Raw genomic sequence first — 14,135 nt, 5'->3', positions numbered from 1 at the left:
CCGACCGCCTGCGCGCCGCGCGCCGCACGCCCGAGGCGATCCGGGCCTCCAGGAGGTCACGTCACTAGTGTCGACAGCGTGACCAGCGCGCTCTTGACGGACCAGTACGAACTCACCATGGTCGACGCGGCCCTGAAGGACGGGACCGCCCACCGGCGCTGCGTCTTCGAGGTGTTCGCCCGGCGGCTGCCCGACGGTCGTCGCTACGGCGTCGCGGCCGGCCTCGGCCGGTTCCTGACCGCCCTCGGCGACTTCCGCTTCGGCGACGACGAGATCGGGTTCCTGCGCGACCGCGGGGTCATCGACGAGGGCACCGCAGCCTTCCTCGCCGACTACCGGTTCACCGGGGACGTCCGGGCGTACCGCGAGGGCGAGGTGTACTTCCCCAACTCCCCGATCCTGCAGGTCGAGGGCACGTTCGCCGAGGCCGTCGTGCTCGAGACGCTCGCCCTGTCGGTCTTCAACGCCGACTCCGCCATCGCCTCGGCCGCCGCGCGCATGGTCTCCGCCGCCGACGGGCGTCCGCTCGCCGAGATGGGCTCCCGCCGCACCGGCGAGTGGAACGCCGTCGCCGCAGCACGGGCCGCGTACATCGCCGGGTTCGGCGCGACGAGCAACCTCGAGGCCGGCCGCACCTGGGGCATCCCGACGATGGGCACCGCGGCGCACGCGTTCACCCTGCTGCACGACTCCGAGGAAGCGGCGTTCCGGTCGCAGCTCGACGCCCTCGGCAACGGCACGACGCTGCTCGTCGACACCTACGACATCGAGCAGGCCGTCGAGACCGCCGTCCGGCTGACCGACGGCAAGCTCGGCGGTGTCCGCATCGACAGCGGCGACCTGCCCTCGGTCGTCGCGGCCGTCCGGGCGCAGCTCGACCGGCTCGGCGCGACCGACACCAAGATCACGGTCACGAACGACCTGGACGAGTACACGATCGCGGCCCTCCGTGCGGCCCCGGTCGACTCGTACGGCGTCGGCACCTCGGTCGTCTCCGGCTCGGGGCACCCGGCCGCCGGCATGGTCTTCAAGCTCGTGGCGCACCAGTCCGCCGACGGCGACGACTGGGTCGCCGTGGCGAAGAAGTCGGCGGACAAGGCCTCGATCGGCGGGCGCAAGGAAGCCGGCCGACGCCTGCGCAACGGTGTCGCCACGGCCGAGGTCGTGCTCACCGCCGGACAGGTCGGCCCCGACGAGCGCCCGCTGCTCGTGCCCGTGGTCACCGGCGGCGTGGTCGATCCGGCGTTCCTCGGAGCACAGGGCGTCGAGGCCGCGCGGGCGCACCACAAGCGGGCGAAGGCCGAGCTGCCGGCGGACGCCGCCCGCATCGGTCGCGGCGACCCCGCGATCCCCACCCTGGTGATCTGAGCGCGCCGCTGCGCATCGCTGCGCATCGCTTGGTGAGCAGAAATGGTCGGGTCCCCGAAGGTGACCCGACCATTTCTGCTCACGATGCGCAGTCTGCGTCTACTCGGACTTCATCTTCTCGTAGATGGCCTTGCAGTCCGGGCACACCGGGAACTTCTCCGGGTCGCGGCCCGGGATCCACTTCTTGCCGCACAGCGCCTTGACCGGCTTGCCGGACAGGGCGGACTGCAGGATCTTGTCCTTCTTGACGTAGTGCGAGAACCGCTCGTGGTCGCCGGGTTCGATCGCTTCGTCTTCGAGGAGCTTCTCGAGCTCCCGGTCCATCACGTCGAGGCCGCCGCCTGGTTCCGTCATGCTCATGGGTCCAGGGTACGACGGTCTGCGCACGTTGGTCTGCGCACCTTGCGCTCGTTCCGGAACGCTAGTTGCGCTGCGCCGCTGCCAGCAGGTCCGGGCCGCGCCGGTCGAACAGCCGCCCGCCCGCGAAGATCCCGATGACGAGCACGACCACGCCGATCCCGATGCCCACCGCGAGCGTCAGCATCGACCACGGCTCAGCGCCGCGGACGAAGGCCAGCACCGCGAGCCACGCCGCCGGGACGGTGCAGACCACGATGCCGATCACCATCATCGACTGCGCGACCGTCGCCGTCACACCCGCGGCCTGCGGCTGCTGGAACGGGTGGTCCCCCGGCCGCACGGTCGGGTAGGGCAGCAGGACGGACACGACGCTCGACAGCCCGAGTCCGGACAGCAGGGCGCTGGCGCTCACGCCGATCAGCAGCGGGAACACCGTCCAGTCGTCGAACAACCAGGCGGACACCGCCGAGCCGGCCACGATCGCCGGCGCACCGACGACGAGCACAGGGACGACACGGCCGAGACGGTCGCTCCACCCGGGAGCCCCGGAGGCGACGTGCAACCACACCGCGGTGTTGTCGTACGAGACGTCGTTGTGCGGCAGGAACCCGGCGATCAGCGCCATGAGCGGCAACGGCACGAGCGCGGTCCAGTGCCACGGCACCCCGGCGACCCCGAGCGGGATGACGACGAGCGGGACGAACAGGATGATCAGGTACGAGGTGCGGTACCGCGGGTCGCGCACCCAGTAGGTCAGGGCGCGGGCGGCGACGGCGGCGACCGGTGTCGAGCCGAGCCGGTCGAACCAGCCGAGCCCCTGGTAGCGCCGGGTCCGGGTGCGACCGTCGACGGTGTCGAGCGCCCGACCGACGAGCGCCCACCACGCCCAGGCCAGCAGGGCCACGACGGCGATCGCGACGAGCAGCTTGAGGAACCCGGTGCCGACGTGGCCGCTGGCGACCTCTGCGGGCACGGCCCAGGCAGCGCCCCACGGCGTCCACCCCGCGACGTCCGCGACGCGTTGCATCTCGGTGCCATCGGGGTCGAGCCAGTCGACGCGGAGCAGCAGCGAGACCGCCGGGATCGCGAGCACGATGATCACGAGCGCGACGAGCCACCCGGCGTCGCGGGACCGGTGCGGGCCGATCAGCCGCGAGCCGACGGTGCAGCACACGCGGACCAGGAGCGCGCAGGTGGCGATCGCGAGCAAGCCGCCGAAGACCGCGAGCACACCGGTGCCGGCGTCACGCGCCCAGGCGATCGACTGGGCGACGGCCACGACGACGACCCCGATCACCGGGATACCGATCAGCCCGGCGACGACGAGGCCGATCGCGAGCCCGCGACGGCCGATGCCGAACACCGCGAAGCGCCGCGGGTCGAGCTGGTCGCTCCGTCCGACGACGAGCGGGACGACGGTGAACGCGAACGCGATGAGCGTGCCGACCGGCACGGTGACCGCGCGGGCCGTGTCGGGGTCGGCGGACCGCAGCGCGACCGTCTGCGTCGCGACGAACACGGCGGCGAGGAGCCCGACGAGGCTGCCGAGCACGACGAGCACGGATCGGCGGGCGCTGCCGCGGACCTCGCCCGCGAGCAGGTCGGCCCTCAGCCGGAGAAGCTGTGCAACCATTCCATGCTCTCTGCCACGACGCGGCCGCCCGCGAGTTCGACGAACTTGTCCTCGAGGCTCTTGCGACCGCGCACCTGGGCCATGGTCCCCGAGGCGAGGACCTTGCCGCCGACGATGATGGCGACGGAGTCGCAGGTGCGCTGCACGAGCTCCATGGAGTGGCTGGAGAGCACGACGGTGCCGCCACCGCGCGTGTAGCGGCGCAGGATGTCGGTGATGGTCGCGGCGCTCACGGGGTCGACCGACTCGAACGGTTCGTCGAGCACGAGGACCCGCGGCGAGTGGATGAGCGTGGCGGCCAGGGCGATCTTCTTCGCCATGCCCACCGAGTAGTCGGCGACCTGGCGACCGAGCGCCTCGCCGAGCCCGAACGCCTCGGCCAGGTCGGTGCTGCGCTCACGAGCCGTGGCACCGTCGAGACCGCGCAGGGTGGCCGAGTAGTAGAGCAGCTGCGCACCGGTGAGGCGGTCGAACAGCCGCAGGCGGTCCGGCAGCACGCCGAGGCTGCGCTTGGCGGCCGTGGGGTCGGCCCAGACGTCGTGGTCCAGGACCGTCACGGACCCGGCGTCGGGACGCAGCAGACCGGTGATCATCGACAGGGTGGTCGTCTTGCCGGCGCCGTTCGGGCCGACCACGCCGAAGATCGAGCCCTGGCGGATCTCGAGGTCGACCTCGTCGACGGCGAGGGTCTGCCCGTACCGCTTGACGAGGCCGTCGGCGGCGAGCACGACGGGCTGCAGCTTCTGCGGGGCCTTGGGCGCGGTGGCCCGGGGAGCACGCTTCTTCGCGGCGGGGCTCGTCGCGGCGTCCGCCTCCGGTGCGTCCGTCTCCGGTGCGCCCTGCGCTGCGTGCACGGTCGCGTCCGTCGCGGACGTCGCGTCGCTCGACGCGGGGCCGGGAGGCACGGTGCCGGTCGTGCCGGCGCCCTTCGCCGGTCGCTTGGTGCGTTGCTTCGTGGTGCGCGCCTTGGCGGGTCGGGCGCCGGTGGTCGTCGTCGGGGCCGCTGCCGCGGCACGGGCCGCGGGACCGGGCACTGCGTCCGACTGCGGCTCGGTGACCGGATCGGTGTCGGCGGCCGTGGTGTCGGCAGCCGTGGTGTCGTCGGTCATCTCGTCATCAACGGAGGCGTCGCGCGCATCCGGTTCCCCCATGTCGTCGTCGTCGGCGTCGTCCCCCGCCGCGGCGTCCACCCGGTCGGCGGCACGCTCGTCGGCGTCCTGCTCGTCGGTGTCACTCGCTTCGGTCATCCAGGCAGCGTCGGTCGTGGCGTACACGTCCTCGTTGTCTGCTCTGGCGGCCATCGCCCAACCGTACCAACGCTCTCCGGACAGCGGGGAACCGCCCGCTCCAGTGTCACGAAATGAGTACGAAGCGCGGCGGACCTACCCCTTGTGCGGGTGTTTCCGTATCATTCACCAGGGCACGAAGGAGTGTTCACCACTTGGAAACCTGCTCCGGCGGGCTCTCCGACACCGTGCAGCGGCCGCCCTCGTGGCCCGCGGCGTCCGGTTCTCGGCGAACTCGGACGTTCCGCGAGCAGACTCGACGAGGCCCGCCCGTGCCCCAGGGCGCGCGGGCGGACACCAGAAGGGACCAGCATGACCACGCAGATCGTGATCCTCGCAGCGGGGATGGGCAGCCGGCTCGGCCGCAGCCTGCCGAAGCCGCTCACGGAGCTCAGTGACGGCCGCACCATCATGCAGCAGCAGTTCGACAACATCCGCGCCGCGTTCGGTTCGAGCGCCCGCGTGACGATCGTCGTCGGCTACAAGTCGGAGCACATCGTCGAGGCCTTCCCCGACGCGTCCTTCGTCTACAACGAGTCCTACGACTCCACCAACACCTCGAAGAGCCTGCTGCGCGCCCTCAAGGCGACCGGCAAGAGCGGTGTCCTCTGGATGAACGGCGACGTGGTCTTCGACCCGATGGCGCTCGTCCGTGCGGCCGACATGATCGACGAGGACCACTCGTTCGTCAGTGTCAACACCGACAAGGTCTCCGACGAAGAGGTCAAGTACACCGTCGACGCCGAGGGCTTCATCCACAAGCTCTCCAAGCAGGTCGTCGGCGGGCTCGGCGAAGCCGTCGGCATCAACTACGTGTCGGCGAACGACAAGCAGGCCCTCATCCGCCAGCTCGGTCGCGTCGACGACCAGGAGTACTTCGAGGGCGGCATCGAGGCTGCCATCGCCGAGGACGGGCTACGCTGGTCCCCGATCGACATCTCCGACCTGTACGCGGTCGAGATCGACTTCGCCGAGGACCTCGAGCGCGCGAACAACCTGTTCGCCTGAACCTCCGTCAGGACCCCTTCGGCGGTTCCGCCCGAAGGGAAACCGTGACCACAGCGAGCGCGCCGACCGTGCCCGCGGCTGCCGCACCAGCGGCGACCCGGAGCGCCGGTCGGCGCTATCGTCATGCCCTCTGGCTGCTGACCGTCCGCGACCTCCGGGTCCGGTACTCGACGTCGGCGCTCGGGTACGTCTGGTCGATCCTCGACCCGCTCGTGATGTCGGCGATCTACTGGTTCGTCTTCACCCAGGTGTTCCACCGCGGTTCGGTCGGTGAAGACCCGTACATCGTCTTCCTGCTCTCCGCGCTGCTGCCGTGGATGTGGTTCACCGGGGGCGTCTCGGACTCCACGCGGGCGTTCATCAAGGAGTCGAAGCTCATCCGCTCGACGACGATCCCCCGCACCATCTGGGTCGCGCGGATCGACGCGTCGAAGGGCATCGAGTTCCTGCTGAGCCTGCCGGTGCTGGCGGCGTTCGCGATCGCGACGGGTGCGCACCTGCACTGGCAGGTCGTCTTCTTCCCGCTGGCGATCGTGCTGCAATGCGCGCTGGTGTACGGCCTCGGCCTGATCGTCGCGCCGCTCGTCGTCTTCTTCCGCGACCTCGAGCGCGCGACCAAGCTCGTTCTGCGCTTCCTGTTCTACGCATCGCCGATCATCTACGGCACGCAGGCGCTGCCCGACGCCCTGCGACCCGTCGCCGCGGTCAACCCGCTCACCGGCATCTTCGGGATGTACCGCGCCGCGTTCTTCCCGAGCCAGCTCGACTGGCTCGAGGTCGGGGCGTCGGTGGTCATCACGGGCATCGTCCTGGTCATCGGCTTCGCGGTGTTCCGACGCAGCGAGCACCGCGTGCTGAAGGAGCTGTGATGACCGCCACCGACCAGACCCGACGCACCGAGACCGTCGCGCCGGTGATCTCCGTGCGCGACGCCGGCATCTGCTTCAAGCGCAACCGACGGGCGAGCCGCAACTTCAAGGACCTCTTCGCCGGACGCGGCCGCCGCAAGCGTGCCGACGAGTTCTGGGCGCTCCGCAACGTGTCGTTCGACGTCCGTCCGGGCGAGGCGATCGGCGTCGTCGGTCGGAACGGTCAGGGCAAGTCCACGCTCCTGAAGCTCGTGGCGCAGGTGATGCTGCCGGACGAGGGCCGGATCGACGTCGGGGCCGGCGTCGCGCCGCTCATCGAGATCACCGGTGGGTTCGTCGGCGACCTGTCCGTCCGCGACAACGTCTACCTGACCGCCGGCCTGCACGGCATGTCGCGCGCCGAGATCCGTGCCGCCTTCGACGAGATCATCGACTTCGCCGAGATCGCGGACTTCGTCGACACCCCGTACAAGCACCTGTCGAGCGGCATGAAGGTGCGCATCGCGTTCGCGGTGATCTCCCGGCTCGACGAGCCCGTCATCCTGGTGGACGAGGTCCTCGCCGTCGGCGACAAGGCCTTCCGCGAGAAGTGCTACAAGCGGATCGAGGAGCTCCTGGCCGGCGGTCGGACGCTCTTCTTCGTGTCCCACAGCGACAAGGACCTGCGCCGCTTCTGCGACCGCGGTCTGTACCTCGACAAGGGCCGACTGCAGCTCGACGGCACCATCGAGGAAGCGCTGGCGCAGTACTCCGCCGACTACGGCGTCTGACCGGTCGGGTACTCGCCCTCCACAACCAGGGCACCACGGTGCCCCCTCCACAGCGACGGGCTCCCGGGTGCTGCGCCGGGGCCCCACCGTCGGACCCTCCCCCTAGCGTTCCCCCCATGCACCACCCAGCACCCGCGTACGCCGTCCCGTTCACCATCGACCGCTCGCAGGCCCCGCGCCGGTACGACCTCGTCAACACCGGAGACGAACCGGTCGACGGCCTGACCCTCACCCACCTCGGCAACGGCTACAGCCCGCCGCTGGCGGTGCACCGGCTCGAACCGGGTCGACGTCTGTCCGTCGCCGTGTTCGGCGCGGATCCGCAGGACACCGGCGTCGTGATCGTCCGCTGGCGCCGTCCGGACCGCTCCGAGTACGTGTGGCGGATGTCACTGGTCGGTCAGGGGCTGCACCCGTGACCGTGTCCGGACGGGGCTCAGCGTTCGCCGCGCTCGGCAGCGACGGTGCGCCAGCGCTCCAGCAGCCACTCGACGGCGGCGTGGAACCGGGCCGTTGCGGCACCGGGCGTGGTGTCGCCGAAGTAACGCGCCACCCACTGCTGCAGCTTGGCGAGCTCGGCGGCGTCCCCCACGGCGGCGTCGATCCGCGCGAGCACCGACGGCGCGTCGGCCGCGGTCAGCCAGTTGGCGTCGCTCAGGTAGCCGCGTTCGTCCACATCGGCCTCCGGCGACACCGGGCGGGTCACGATCAGGGGCTTCCCGACCGCCAGGCGGTCGTAGATCATCGCGCTGATGTCGGTGATCGCCACGTCGGCGTCGGCCAGCTGCCAGCCGAGCTCGCCGCCCTCGTCGTGGACGTGGTGCGCGGTGGGGTCGGCCGCGTTCGCCGCCGTGATCGCCGCGACGATCCGCTCGTGTGCCGTTCGGTACGCCGGGTCGAGCACGCCGCTCCGCGGGTGCGGCCGGTACACCAGGCGGTGGCGGGGCGACGCGAGCACCTGCTCGGCGATGGTGGTGCCGTGGGACGCGATCGAGCCGTACGCCGCGGCGCCGCGGTCGCCCTCCCACGTCGGTGCGTACAGCACGACGGTCCGGTCGTCGGCGGGGTACGGTGCCGCGCCGGCGAAGTGGTCGGCCTGGGGGCGGCCGATCGCGATGGTCCTGGCGTCGAGGTCGTAGTCCCACAGCGCCTCGGCGAGCCGGCCACGCGCGGCGTCCCCAGCGATCAACGCGTAGTCGTACGCCTTGAACTGGTTCGTCGTCATGTACATCTTGTCGCTCTCGCCGTGGTTGACGAAGACGTGCCACATGCGCCCGTACCGCATCATCTGGAAGTTGCGGGCGTTCTGGTTGACGTAGAGCACCACCTTCGGCGCCTGGGTCTCGACGAACTGCTCCAGGTCGACGACCTGACGGGCGTACACGGCGGGGACGGGCGACTCGTCGATCAGCGTGGTCATCGTGCCCGGGCTGCGCGCGATGATCGCGACCGGGTGCGTCTTCGCCAGTTCGGCCAGCGGCGCGTACCACTGGCGCACCTGGTACATGTTCACGGGGCCGTCGGCGAAGTACACCGCGATCTCGATCGTGCCGGGCGCCGGCGCCGCGACCGCCGGCAGGCGACGGGCGAGCTCCCGGCGGCTCCGGCGCGAGGCGAGCAGGCGCTGGGCCAGGCGCACGGCGGTCCGCACGTCACTGGTGATCGGCATGGACTGTCTCCCGTTCTGCGGTGGCGGTGGGGTTCGGGGTGGTCAGACGACGGGCGGGCGCCCGGCGAGCGTCATCCGGGCGACGGTCAGCCAGCTCATCAGTCGGGTCGGTCCGCAGTCGGTGGTCCGTCCTTCGCGGATGCCGGCGAACCACGTCGTCAGGCGTCGCGGGTGTCGCCACCAGCGCGCGACCTGGATCGCGGCCCACGAGCCGACGTAGAGCGGTCGGAGCGATGCCGGCAGGTTCCGTCGCGCCAGCCACACCCGGTTGCGGGCGTTCAGGCGGTAGTACTCCGTGTGCCGGGCCGGGTCGATGGCCGGGTGGTGGGCGACCAGGTCGCCGGCGTACCAGGCACGTCGACCGGCGTCCCACACGCGCCACGCGAGTTCGATGCCCTCGTGCGCGTAGAAGTACTCCGCTCCCCAGCCCCCGACGACCCGGTACACGTCCATCGGCAGCACGACGGCGCCCTCCCACACCGAGAACACCGGCGACGAGTGGTCCGGCTCGCCCTTGCGGATGCGCGGGACCCAGCGCCGCGGGTTGGCGGCGCCGGTCGGGTCGACCACGCGCGGCTGGAGCAGTCCGAGGGAGGGGTCGCGTTCGAAGCGGCCGACGGCGTCCTGCAGGAACGTCACCGAGGGGATCGAGGCGTCGTCGTCCAGGAAGAACACGTAGTCCCCGTCGACGACCTCGGCACCGGCGTTGCGGCCGGCCGGGATCCCGAGGTTCTCCGGCAGCGCCAGCGTCCGCACTCCGTCGGGCAGGCCGGTCGGCTCCCAGCCGTTGCCGACGCAGACCACGTCGAGTTCGACGCCCTGCTGCGCGAGCACGCTGTCGAGCCCGCGGCGCAGGTCGTCGGGCCGGGTGCCCTGCGACAGGCTCACGACAGCGACGCGGGGTCGCTGCGGGTGCGCGACCGCGTGGCGACGAACGGTGCTCGGGGTCACCGCGTCATCGGCCGCCGCGTCGTCGGTGACCGCGTCGTCGGGCACCGCGTCGTCGGTCACGCCTTGACCCGCTTGGACGCGATGATCGCCAGGAAGTGTCCGACGGTCGCCAGCACGGCCAGCGGCAGCAGCGCCCCGACCAGGATCCGGCTGGCGAGCGGGTCGCCGATCGCCAGTCCGATGAGCGCGAACAGGAACGCGAGCATGCTCAGCTCGACCGAGTGGTACAGGCGGTGGAACGGCAGGAAGCGGGCCAGGCGGCGGAGCGAGGCGAGCTTCCGGCCGGACGGCGCGGTCGAGGCGTCGCGGCGGTCGACGAGCTTGTCGAGCCCCGCGTTCGCCCGGGCGACGTGCACCATGTCGTTGAGGGCCTTGTTCAGCACGATGACCAGACCGAGCGCGCAGCCGATCGTGGTCCACATCCAGTCGGCGCCGTGGATCGGCCAGGTGGCGGCTCGGATGCCCAGCGCGACCGGGATCAGTCCCTCGGTCGTGTAGTGCCCGACCTTGTCCAGGAACACCCCGGCGGGCGAGCGGGTGCCACGCCACCGTGCGACCTCGCCGTCGCAGCAGTCCACGAGCATCTGCAGCTGTCCGAGCACCAGGGCGAGCGCCGCGCCCCAGATGCCGGGGATGAGCAGGACCGCGGCGATGCTCCACCCGACCAGGATCATCAGGCCGGTCACCTGGTTGGCGCTGACGCGGGTCTTCAGCAGCACCCAGGTCAGGTACGGCGAGACGTCGCGCAGGTACAGCGACGCCGTCCAGTGCTCGGCGTTGGCGCGGGCGCGGACCTCGTCCGGCTGGGCGACGGCCCGCAGCTCGGCGATCGACGTCGGGCGTGCTGATCCGCGGCCGTGGGTGGCGGGGTCGGTCATGGGGTCACCGTCCGGTGTGGGTGGTCAGCTCGGAGGTACGGGTGAGGAACCCGATGATGAAACCGAGCCCCCATCCCACGTGGATGCAGGGCAGCACCACGAGCAGCCAGAGGAAGGTCGCCACCCCGGATCGGCGCGCGACGGCGACCGACCCGAGGACGACGAAGAGCAGGTACACGGCGGGTACGGCGAACCCGAGGAGCGCCCAGGCGACCGGGCTGCCGAGGGCTGCGCCGACGACACCGACGACGCCGGCGAGGATCCCGACGGCCATGGCGGCGACCATCGCGGGCGGCACGAAGTACCGCAGGCCGTTGTTCGCGGGGAACCGACGGGCGAGCTCGCCCCGCCACAACCCGGTGGCGACGAACTGCCGCACCAGGCGCTTCAGGCTCGGCCGCGGGCGGTACGTGACGACCAGCTCGGGCGTGAACCACACCGTGCCGCCGGTCTGGCGCAGGCGTCGGTTGAGTTCCCAGTCCTGGCCGCGCTTGATGCCCTCGTCGAACAGGCCGACCTCGAACAGGCGGTCGCGGCGGAAGACGCCGAGGTACGCGGTCTCGGCGGGGCCGGCGGTCCCACCGACGTGGTGCGGGGTGCCGCCGAGGCCGACGCGGCTGCCGTACGCCAACGCGACGGCCCGCTCGAACGGGCTGCGGCCCTCGGCGCGCATGATGCCGCCGACGTTGTCCGCTCCGGACTCGAGCAGGGTGCGGACGGCGATGCGTGTGTAGTCCGGGGGCAGCACCGAGTGCGCGTCGACGCGGACCACCACGGGGTGCACCGACGCCGTGATCGCGACGTTGAGGCCGGCCGGCGTGGACCCGACCGGGTTGTCGATCGCCCGGATGCGCGGGTCGGCCGCGCTCATCTCGGCCACGAGTTCGTTCGTGCCGTCGATCGAGGGGCCGAGCGCGAGGATGACCTCGAACACGCCGGTGTAGTCCTGGTCGAGCAGGCTGGCGACCGCAGCGCGGACCTCGGTGACCTCGTTGAGCACGGGCATCACGTACGAGACGCCCGGCAGGGGCTGTCCGTCTGTCTGCATGCGTACCTCGGGGTGCTGGCTGGGTGCACGGGACGCACCGGGGCGGTGCCGCCCCGCAGAGCGACCATGAGCCTATCAAGACCCGAACCCGGAACCTGCGGGGCGCCCGCGACGCGACCCGCAGACGGACGGGAGGCCCGGCGCACGTCGTGCACCGGGCCTCCCGTCCTGTCCGTGGTGGCGTCAGCCCTTGCTGTCGTACGTGCCCAGGGTCACGTCCGCCTCGCGGGACTGCCCGTTCCGGAGGTAGCTGATCGTCGTCGACGCGCCGCCCGCGAAGTAGCGGACCTGCGCCGTCAGGTCGGTGGCGTCCGAGACGGTCGCCGAACCGATCTTCGTGACGACGTCACCCTTCTGCAGACCGGCCTTCGCCGCCGCACCGCCGGACGAGACCGACTTGATGAGCGCACCCATCTGGGTCGCGCTCGCGTTCTCCGAGGCGTCGCCGACCGTGGCACCGAGCAGGCCGTGCGTGGCCGAGCCCTTGTCCTTGATCTCGTTCGCGACGCGCTTCACCAGGTTCGACGGGATCGAGAAGCCCACGCCGATGCTGCCGGCCGCCGAGTCGGACGACGACGAGCTGCCGGCCGAGGCGATGGCCACGTTGATGCCGATCAGCTTGCCCTTCGCGTCGAGCAGGGCACCACCGGAGTTTCCCGGGTTGATCGACGCGTCGGTCTGGATGACGGGCAGCGAGACCGTGGTGTTCGCGGACGAGCTGCTCCCGTTGTCGCCGTTGCCCCAGAAGTCGAACGGGCCGCTGCCGCCGTTGCCGCCCTCGTTCGAGTCGCCGCCCTCGCTGGGAGCGCTCGACGTGACCTGGATGCTGCGGTTCAGGGTCGAGACGATGCCGTCCGTGACCGTGTTCGACAGGCCCAGGGGCGCACCGATCGCGACCGCGGTGTCACCGACGTTGAGCTTCGTGGAATCGGCGAACTCCATCGGCTTGAGGTCGGTCGCGTCGATCTTGATGACCGCGAGGTCGACCGTCGGGTCGGTGCCGATGAGCTTGCCCTCGTAGATCTTGCCGTTCGAGGTCGTCACGGTGATCGAACCGTTCGAGCTGTCGCCGTCGAGCGTCACCACGTGGGTGTTCGTGACGATGTAGCCGTCCTTGCTCATCACGACGCCCGAACCGGTGCCGGCCTCGTTGCTGGACGACACGTTGATCGTCACGACCGACGGCGTCGCCTGCGCAGCGACCGCGGTGACGACGGTCGCGGAGTCGTAGTCGTTGACCGTGAGGTTGCCGCCCTGCGACGAACCGGACGACGACGTGACGGTGCCGCCCTGCGACGACCCGGCGAGCCACCCGGCGCCGCCGCCGACCAGACCCGCGACGACCAGTCCGGCGATGATCGGCAGGACGAGCTTGCCGCGCCCGGAGCGGGTGGTGGTCGTGGTGGCCGCTGCACCCGCGGTTCCGTCAGCGAAGTAGTGGCCGTTGCGCTGGTTCGCGCCGTCCACGTCGCCGAAGGCGCTCGTGGCGGACTGCGGTGCCTGCGCCGACGCTGTCGCGTACTCCGACGAGGACGCGGGGGCCGCGGCGGAGGCCGGCTGGGCGTACTCGCCGTACCGCGGCTGGCCCGCGGTCGGCTGCTGGCCGTACGGCGGCTGCTGGGCCTGGCCGTACTGGCCCTGCTGGCCGTACTGCGACTGCTGACCGTACTGGGACTGCTGGTTCGGCTGGTTCTGGCCGTACTGGGACTGCTGGCTCTGGCCGTACTGGGACTGCTGGCTCTGGCCGTACTGGGACTGCTGGCCGTACGGGCTCTGCTGGGTCTGGCCGTACTGCGGCTGCTGGGCCTGCCCGTACTGGCTCTGCTGGGCCTGCCCGTACTGGCTCGTCTGGTCTGCGGCGGGCTGCTGGCCGTACTGGGACGCCTGCCCGTACGGCGACGTCTGCTGGCCGTACCCGGCCGGCTGCTGGCCGCCATCGCGCTGCTGGTCGCCCGAGAGCGTCGGGTACGGGGCCGTGTAGCGGTCCGTGGGGTGGTCGATCGCCGACGGGATCACGTCGGTGTGGTCGGCGCTCGTGGCGTCGTCGGACCGCTCGGCGTCGTTGGACTGCTCGGCGTCGTTGGACTGCTCGGCGTCGTTGAACTGCTCGGCGTCGTTGAACTGCTCGGCGTCGTTGAACTGCTCGGCGTCGTTGAACTGCTCGGAGTCGTTCGGCATCGACGTGTTCCCCTTCGTGGCCGCTGCGGCGGCGTCCTCACTGGCGGCAGGCGATGCCGCATCGTCCGGACGGCGGTCGTCGCCCTGCCCGTTGGGCGTGGTGTCGGTCATGCTGGA

The 14,135-nt window shown here is 71.2% G+C and carries 13 protein-coding genes; 5 read left to right on the top strand and 8 right to left on the bottom strand.

From position 1 onward, the window contains the following. Nucleotides 1-78: 78 nt before the first annotated feature. Nucleotides 79-1,368 carry a nicotinate phosphoribosyltransferase gene (locus HQQ88_RS11560; RefSeq protein WP_131845365.1) on the top strand — a complete coding sequence of 430 codons (1,290 nt, stop codon included), beginning with the start codon at nucleotides 79-81 and terminating at the stop codon, nucleotides 1,366-1,368. 99 nt (nucleotides 1,369-1,467) lie between these two features. Here HQQ88_RS11560 and HQQ88_RS11555 read toward each other — a convergent pair whose 3' ends face one another. The 3 genes from HQQ88_RS11555 to HQQ88_RS11545 all read right to left on the bottom strand — a co-directional run bounded on the left by HQQ88_RS11555 (nucleotide 1,468) and on the right by HQQ88_RS11545 (nucleotide 4,662). Then, nucleotides 1,468-1,728, bottom strand: a complete 261-nt coding sequence (locus tag HQQ88_RS11555) for a DUF3039 domain-containing protein (protein ID WP_111033217.1) — start codon at nucleotides 1,726-1,728, stop codon at nucleotides 1,468-1,470. Between the two features lie 61 nt (nucleotides 1,729-1,789). Next, a complete protein-coding gene (locus HQQ88_RS11550) occupies nucleotides 1,790-3,361 on the bottom strand; it encodes an ABC transporter permease (protein ID WP_173169517.1) in 1,572 nt (523 codons plus the stop codon). Further along, nucleotides 3,337-4,662 (bottom strand): ABC transporter ATP-binding protein, encoded by a 1,326-nt coding sequence (locus HQQ88_RS11545; RefSeq protein ID WP_254067071.1) that lies wholly within the window; start codon nucleotides 4,660-4,662, stop codon nucleotides 3,337-3,339. The genes HQQ88_RS11550 and HQQ88_RS11545 overlap by 25 nt, the downstream gene beginning before the upstream one ends. 297 nt (nucleotides 4,663-4,959) lie before the next feature. On the opposite strand from HQQ88_RS11545, the gene HQQ88_RS11540 reads away from it, so the two are divergent. The 4 genes from HQQ88_RS11540 to HQQ88_RS11525 all read left to right on the top strand — a co-directional run bounded on the left by HQQ88_RS11540 (nucleotide 4,960) and on the right by HQQ88_RS11525 (nucleotide 7,713). After that, complete coding sequence (locus HQQ88_RS11540) at nucleotides 4,960-5,655, top strand: NTP transferase domain-containing protein (protein WP_111085011.1); 696 nt, start codon at nucleotides 4,960-4,962, stop codon at nucleotides 5,653-5,655. Nucleotides 5,656-5,723: 68 nt separating this feature from the next. Beyond that, a complete protein-coding gene (locus tag HQQ88_RS11535) occupies nucleotides 5,724-6,524 on the top strand; it encodes an ABC transporter permease (protein ID WP_123294202.1) in 801 nt (266 codons plus the stop codon). After that, nucleotides 6,524-7,294, top strand: a complete 771-nt coding sequence (locus HQQ88_RS11530; protein WP_111085010.1) for an ABC transporter ATP-binding protein — start codon at nucleotides 6,524-6,526, stop codon at nucleotides 7,292-7,294. Before HQQ88_RS11535 ends, HQQ88_RS11530 begins: the two co-directional genes overlap by 1 nt. A 116-nt stretch (nucleotides 7,295-7,410) precedes the next feature. Continuing rightward, the gene (locus tag HQQ88_RS11525) at nucleotides 7,411-7,713 is read left to right on the top strand and encodes a hypothetical protein (protein ID WP_111085009.1); all 303 of its coding nucleotides are present in this window, start codon (nucleotides 7,411-7,413) and stop codon (nucleotides 7,711-7,713) included. A gap of 17 nt (nucleotides 7,714-7,730) precedes the next feature. On the opposite strand, the gene HQQ88_RS11520 is transcribed toward HQQ88_RS11525, so the two are convergent. The 5 genes from HQQ88_RS11520 to HQQ88_RS19230 form a co-directional block, all read right to left on the bottom strand. Continuing rightward, nucleotides 7,731-8,963 (bottom strand): CDP-glycerol glycerophosphotransferase family protein, encoded by a 1,233-nt coding sequence (locus HQQ88_RS11520; protein WP_173169516.1) that lies wholly within the window; start codon nucleotides 8,961-8,963, stop codon nucleotides 7,731-7,733. A 42-nt stretch (nucleotides 8,964-9,005) separates the two neighbouring features. Next, the gene (locus HQQ88_RS11515) at nucleotides 9,006-9,914 is read right to left on the bottom strand and encodes a glycosyltransferase (protein ID WP_173169666.1); all 909 of its coding nucleotides are present in this window, start codon (nucleotides 9,912-9,914) and stop codon (nucleotides 9,006-9,008) included. 56 nt (nucleotides 9,915-9,970) lie between these two features. Continuing rightward, nucleotides 9,971-10,792, bottom strand: a complete 822-nt coding sequence (locus tag HQQ88_RS11510) for a CDP-alcohol phosphatidyltransferase family protein (protein ID WP_173169515.1) — start codon at nucleotides 10,790-10,792, stop codon at nucleotides 9,971-9,973. Between the two features lie 4 nt (nucleotides 10,793-10,796). After that, on the bottom strand, nucleotides 10,797-11,840 hold the full coding sequence (locus HQQ88_RS11505; RefSeq protein ID WP_123294079.1) for a glycosyltransferase family 2 protein: 1,044 nt from the start codon (nucleotides 11,838-11,840) through the stop codon (nucleotides 10,797-10,799). A gap of 183 nt (nucleotides 11,841-12,023) precedes the next feature. Further along, on the bottom strand, nucleotides 12,024-14,129 hold the full coding sequence (locus tag HQQ88_RS19230; RefSeq protein ID WP_254067070.1) for a trypsin-like peptidase domain-containing protein: 2,106 nt from the start codon (nucleotides 14,127-14,129) through the stop codon (nucleotides 12,024-12,026). Between the last annotated feature and the right edge of the window lie 6 nt (nucleotides 14,130-14,135).

The sequence above is a fragment of the Curtobacterium sp. VKM Ac-2861 genome (assembly GCF_013204965.1).
In the GTDB taxonomy this organism is placed as follows: domain Bacteria; phylum Actinomycetota; class Actinomycetes; order Actinomycetales; family Microbacteriaceae; genus Curtobacterium.
The sequence above is the reverse complement of the archived record's forward strand: the minus strand, read 5'-3'. Positions and strand labels throughout refer to the sequence as shown.

Excerpts from the sequence above, each read along its gene's own strand:
- HQQ88_RS11555 (WP_111033217.1), bottom strand. The coding sequence starts at position 1,728 with ATGAGCATGACGGAACCAGGCGGCGGCCTCGACGTGATGGACCGGGAG.
- HQQ88_RS11550 (WP_173169517.1), bottom strand. The coding sequence starts at position 3,361 with ATGGTTGCACAGCTTCTCCGGCTGAGGGCCGACCTGCTCGCGGGCGAG.
- HQQ88_RS11545 (WP_254067071.1), bottom strand. The coding sequence starts at position 4,662 with ATGGCCGCCAGAGCAGACAACGAGGACGTGTACGCCACGACCGACGCT.
- HQQ88_RS11540 (WP_111085011.1), top strand. The coding sequence starts at position 4,960 with ATGACCACGCAGATCGTGATCCTCGCAGCGGGGATGGGCAGCCGGCTC.
- HQQ88_RS11530 (WP_111085010.1), top strand. The coding sequence starts at position 6,524 with ATGACCGCCACCGACCAGACCCGACGCACCGAGACCGTCGCGCCGGTG.
- HQQ88_RS11525 (WP_111085009.1), top strand. The coding sequence starts at position 7,411 with ATGCACCACCCAGCACCCGCGTACGCCGTCCCGTTCACCATCGACCGC.
- HQQ88_RS11520 (WP_173169516.1), bottom strand. The coding sequence starts at position 8,963 with ATGCCGATCACCAGTGACGTGCGGACCGCCGTGCGCCTGGCCCAGCGC.
- HQQ88_RS11510 (WP_173169515.1), bottom strand. The coding sequence starts at position 10,792 with ATGACCGACCCCGCCACCCACGGCCGCGGATCAGCACGCCCGACGTCG.
- HQQ88_RS11505 (WP_123294079.1), bottom strand. The coding sequence starts at position 11,840 with ATGCAGACAGACGGACAGCCCCTGCCGGGCGTCTCGTACGTGATGCCC.
- HQQ88_RS19230 (WP_254067070.1), bottom strand. The coding sequence starts at position 14,129 with ATGACCGACACCACGCCCAACGGGCAGGGCGACGACCGCCGTCCGGAC.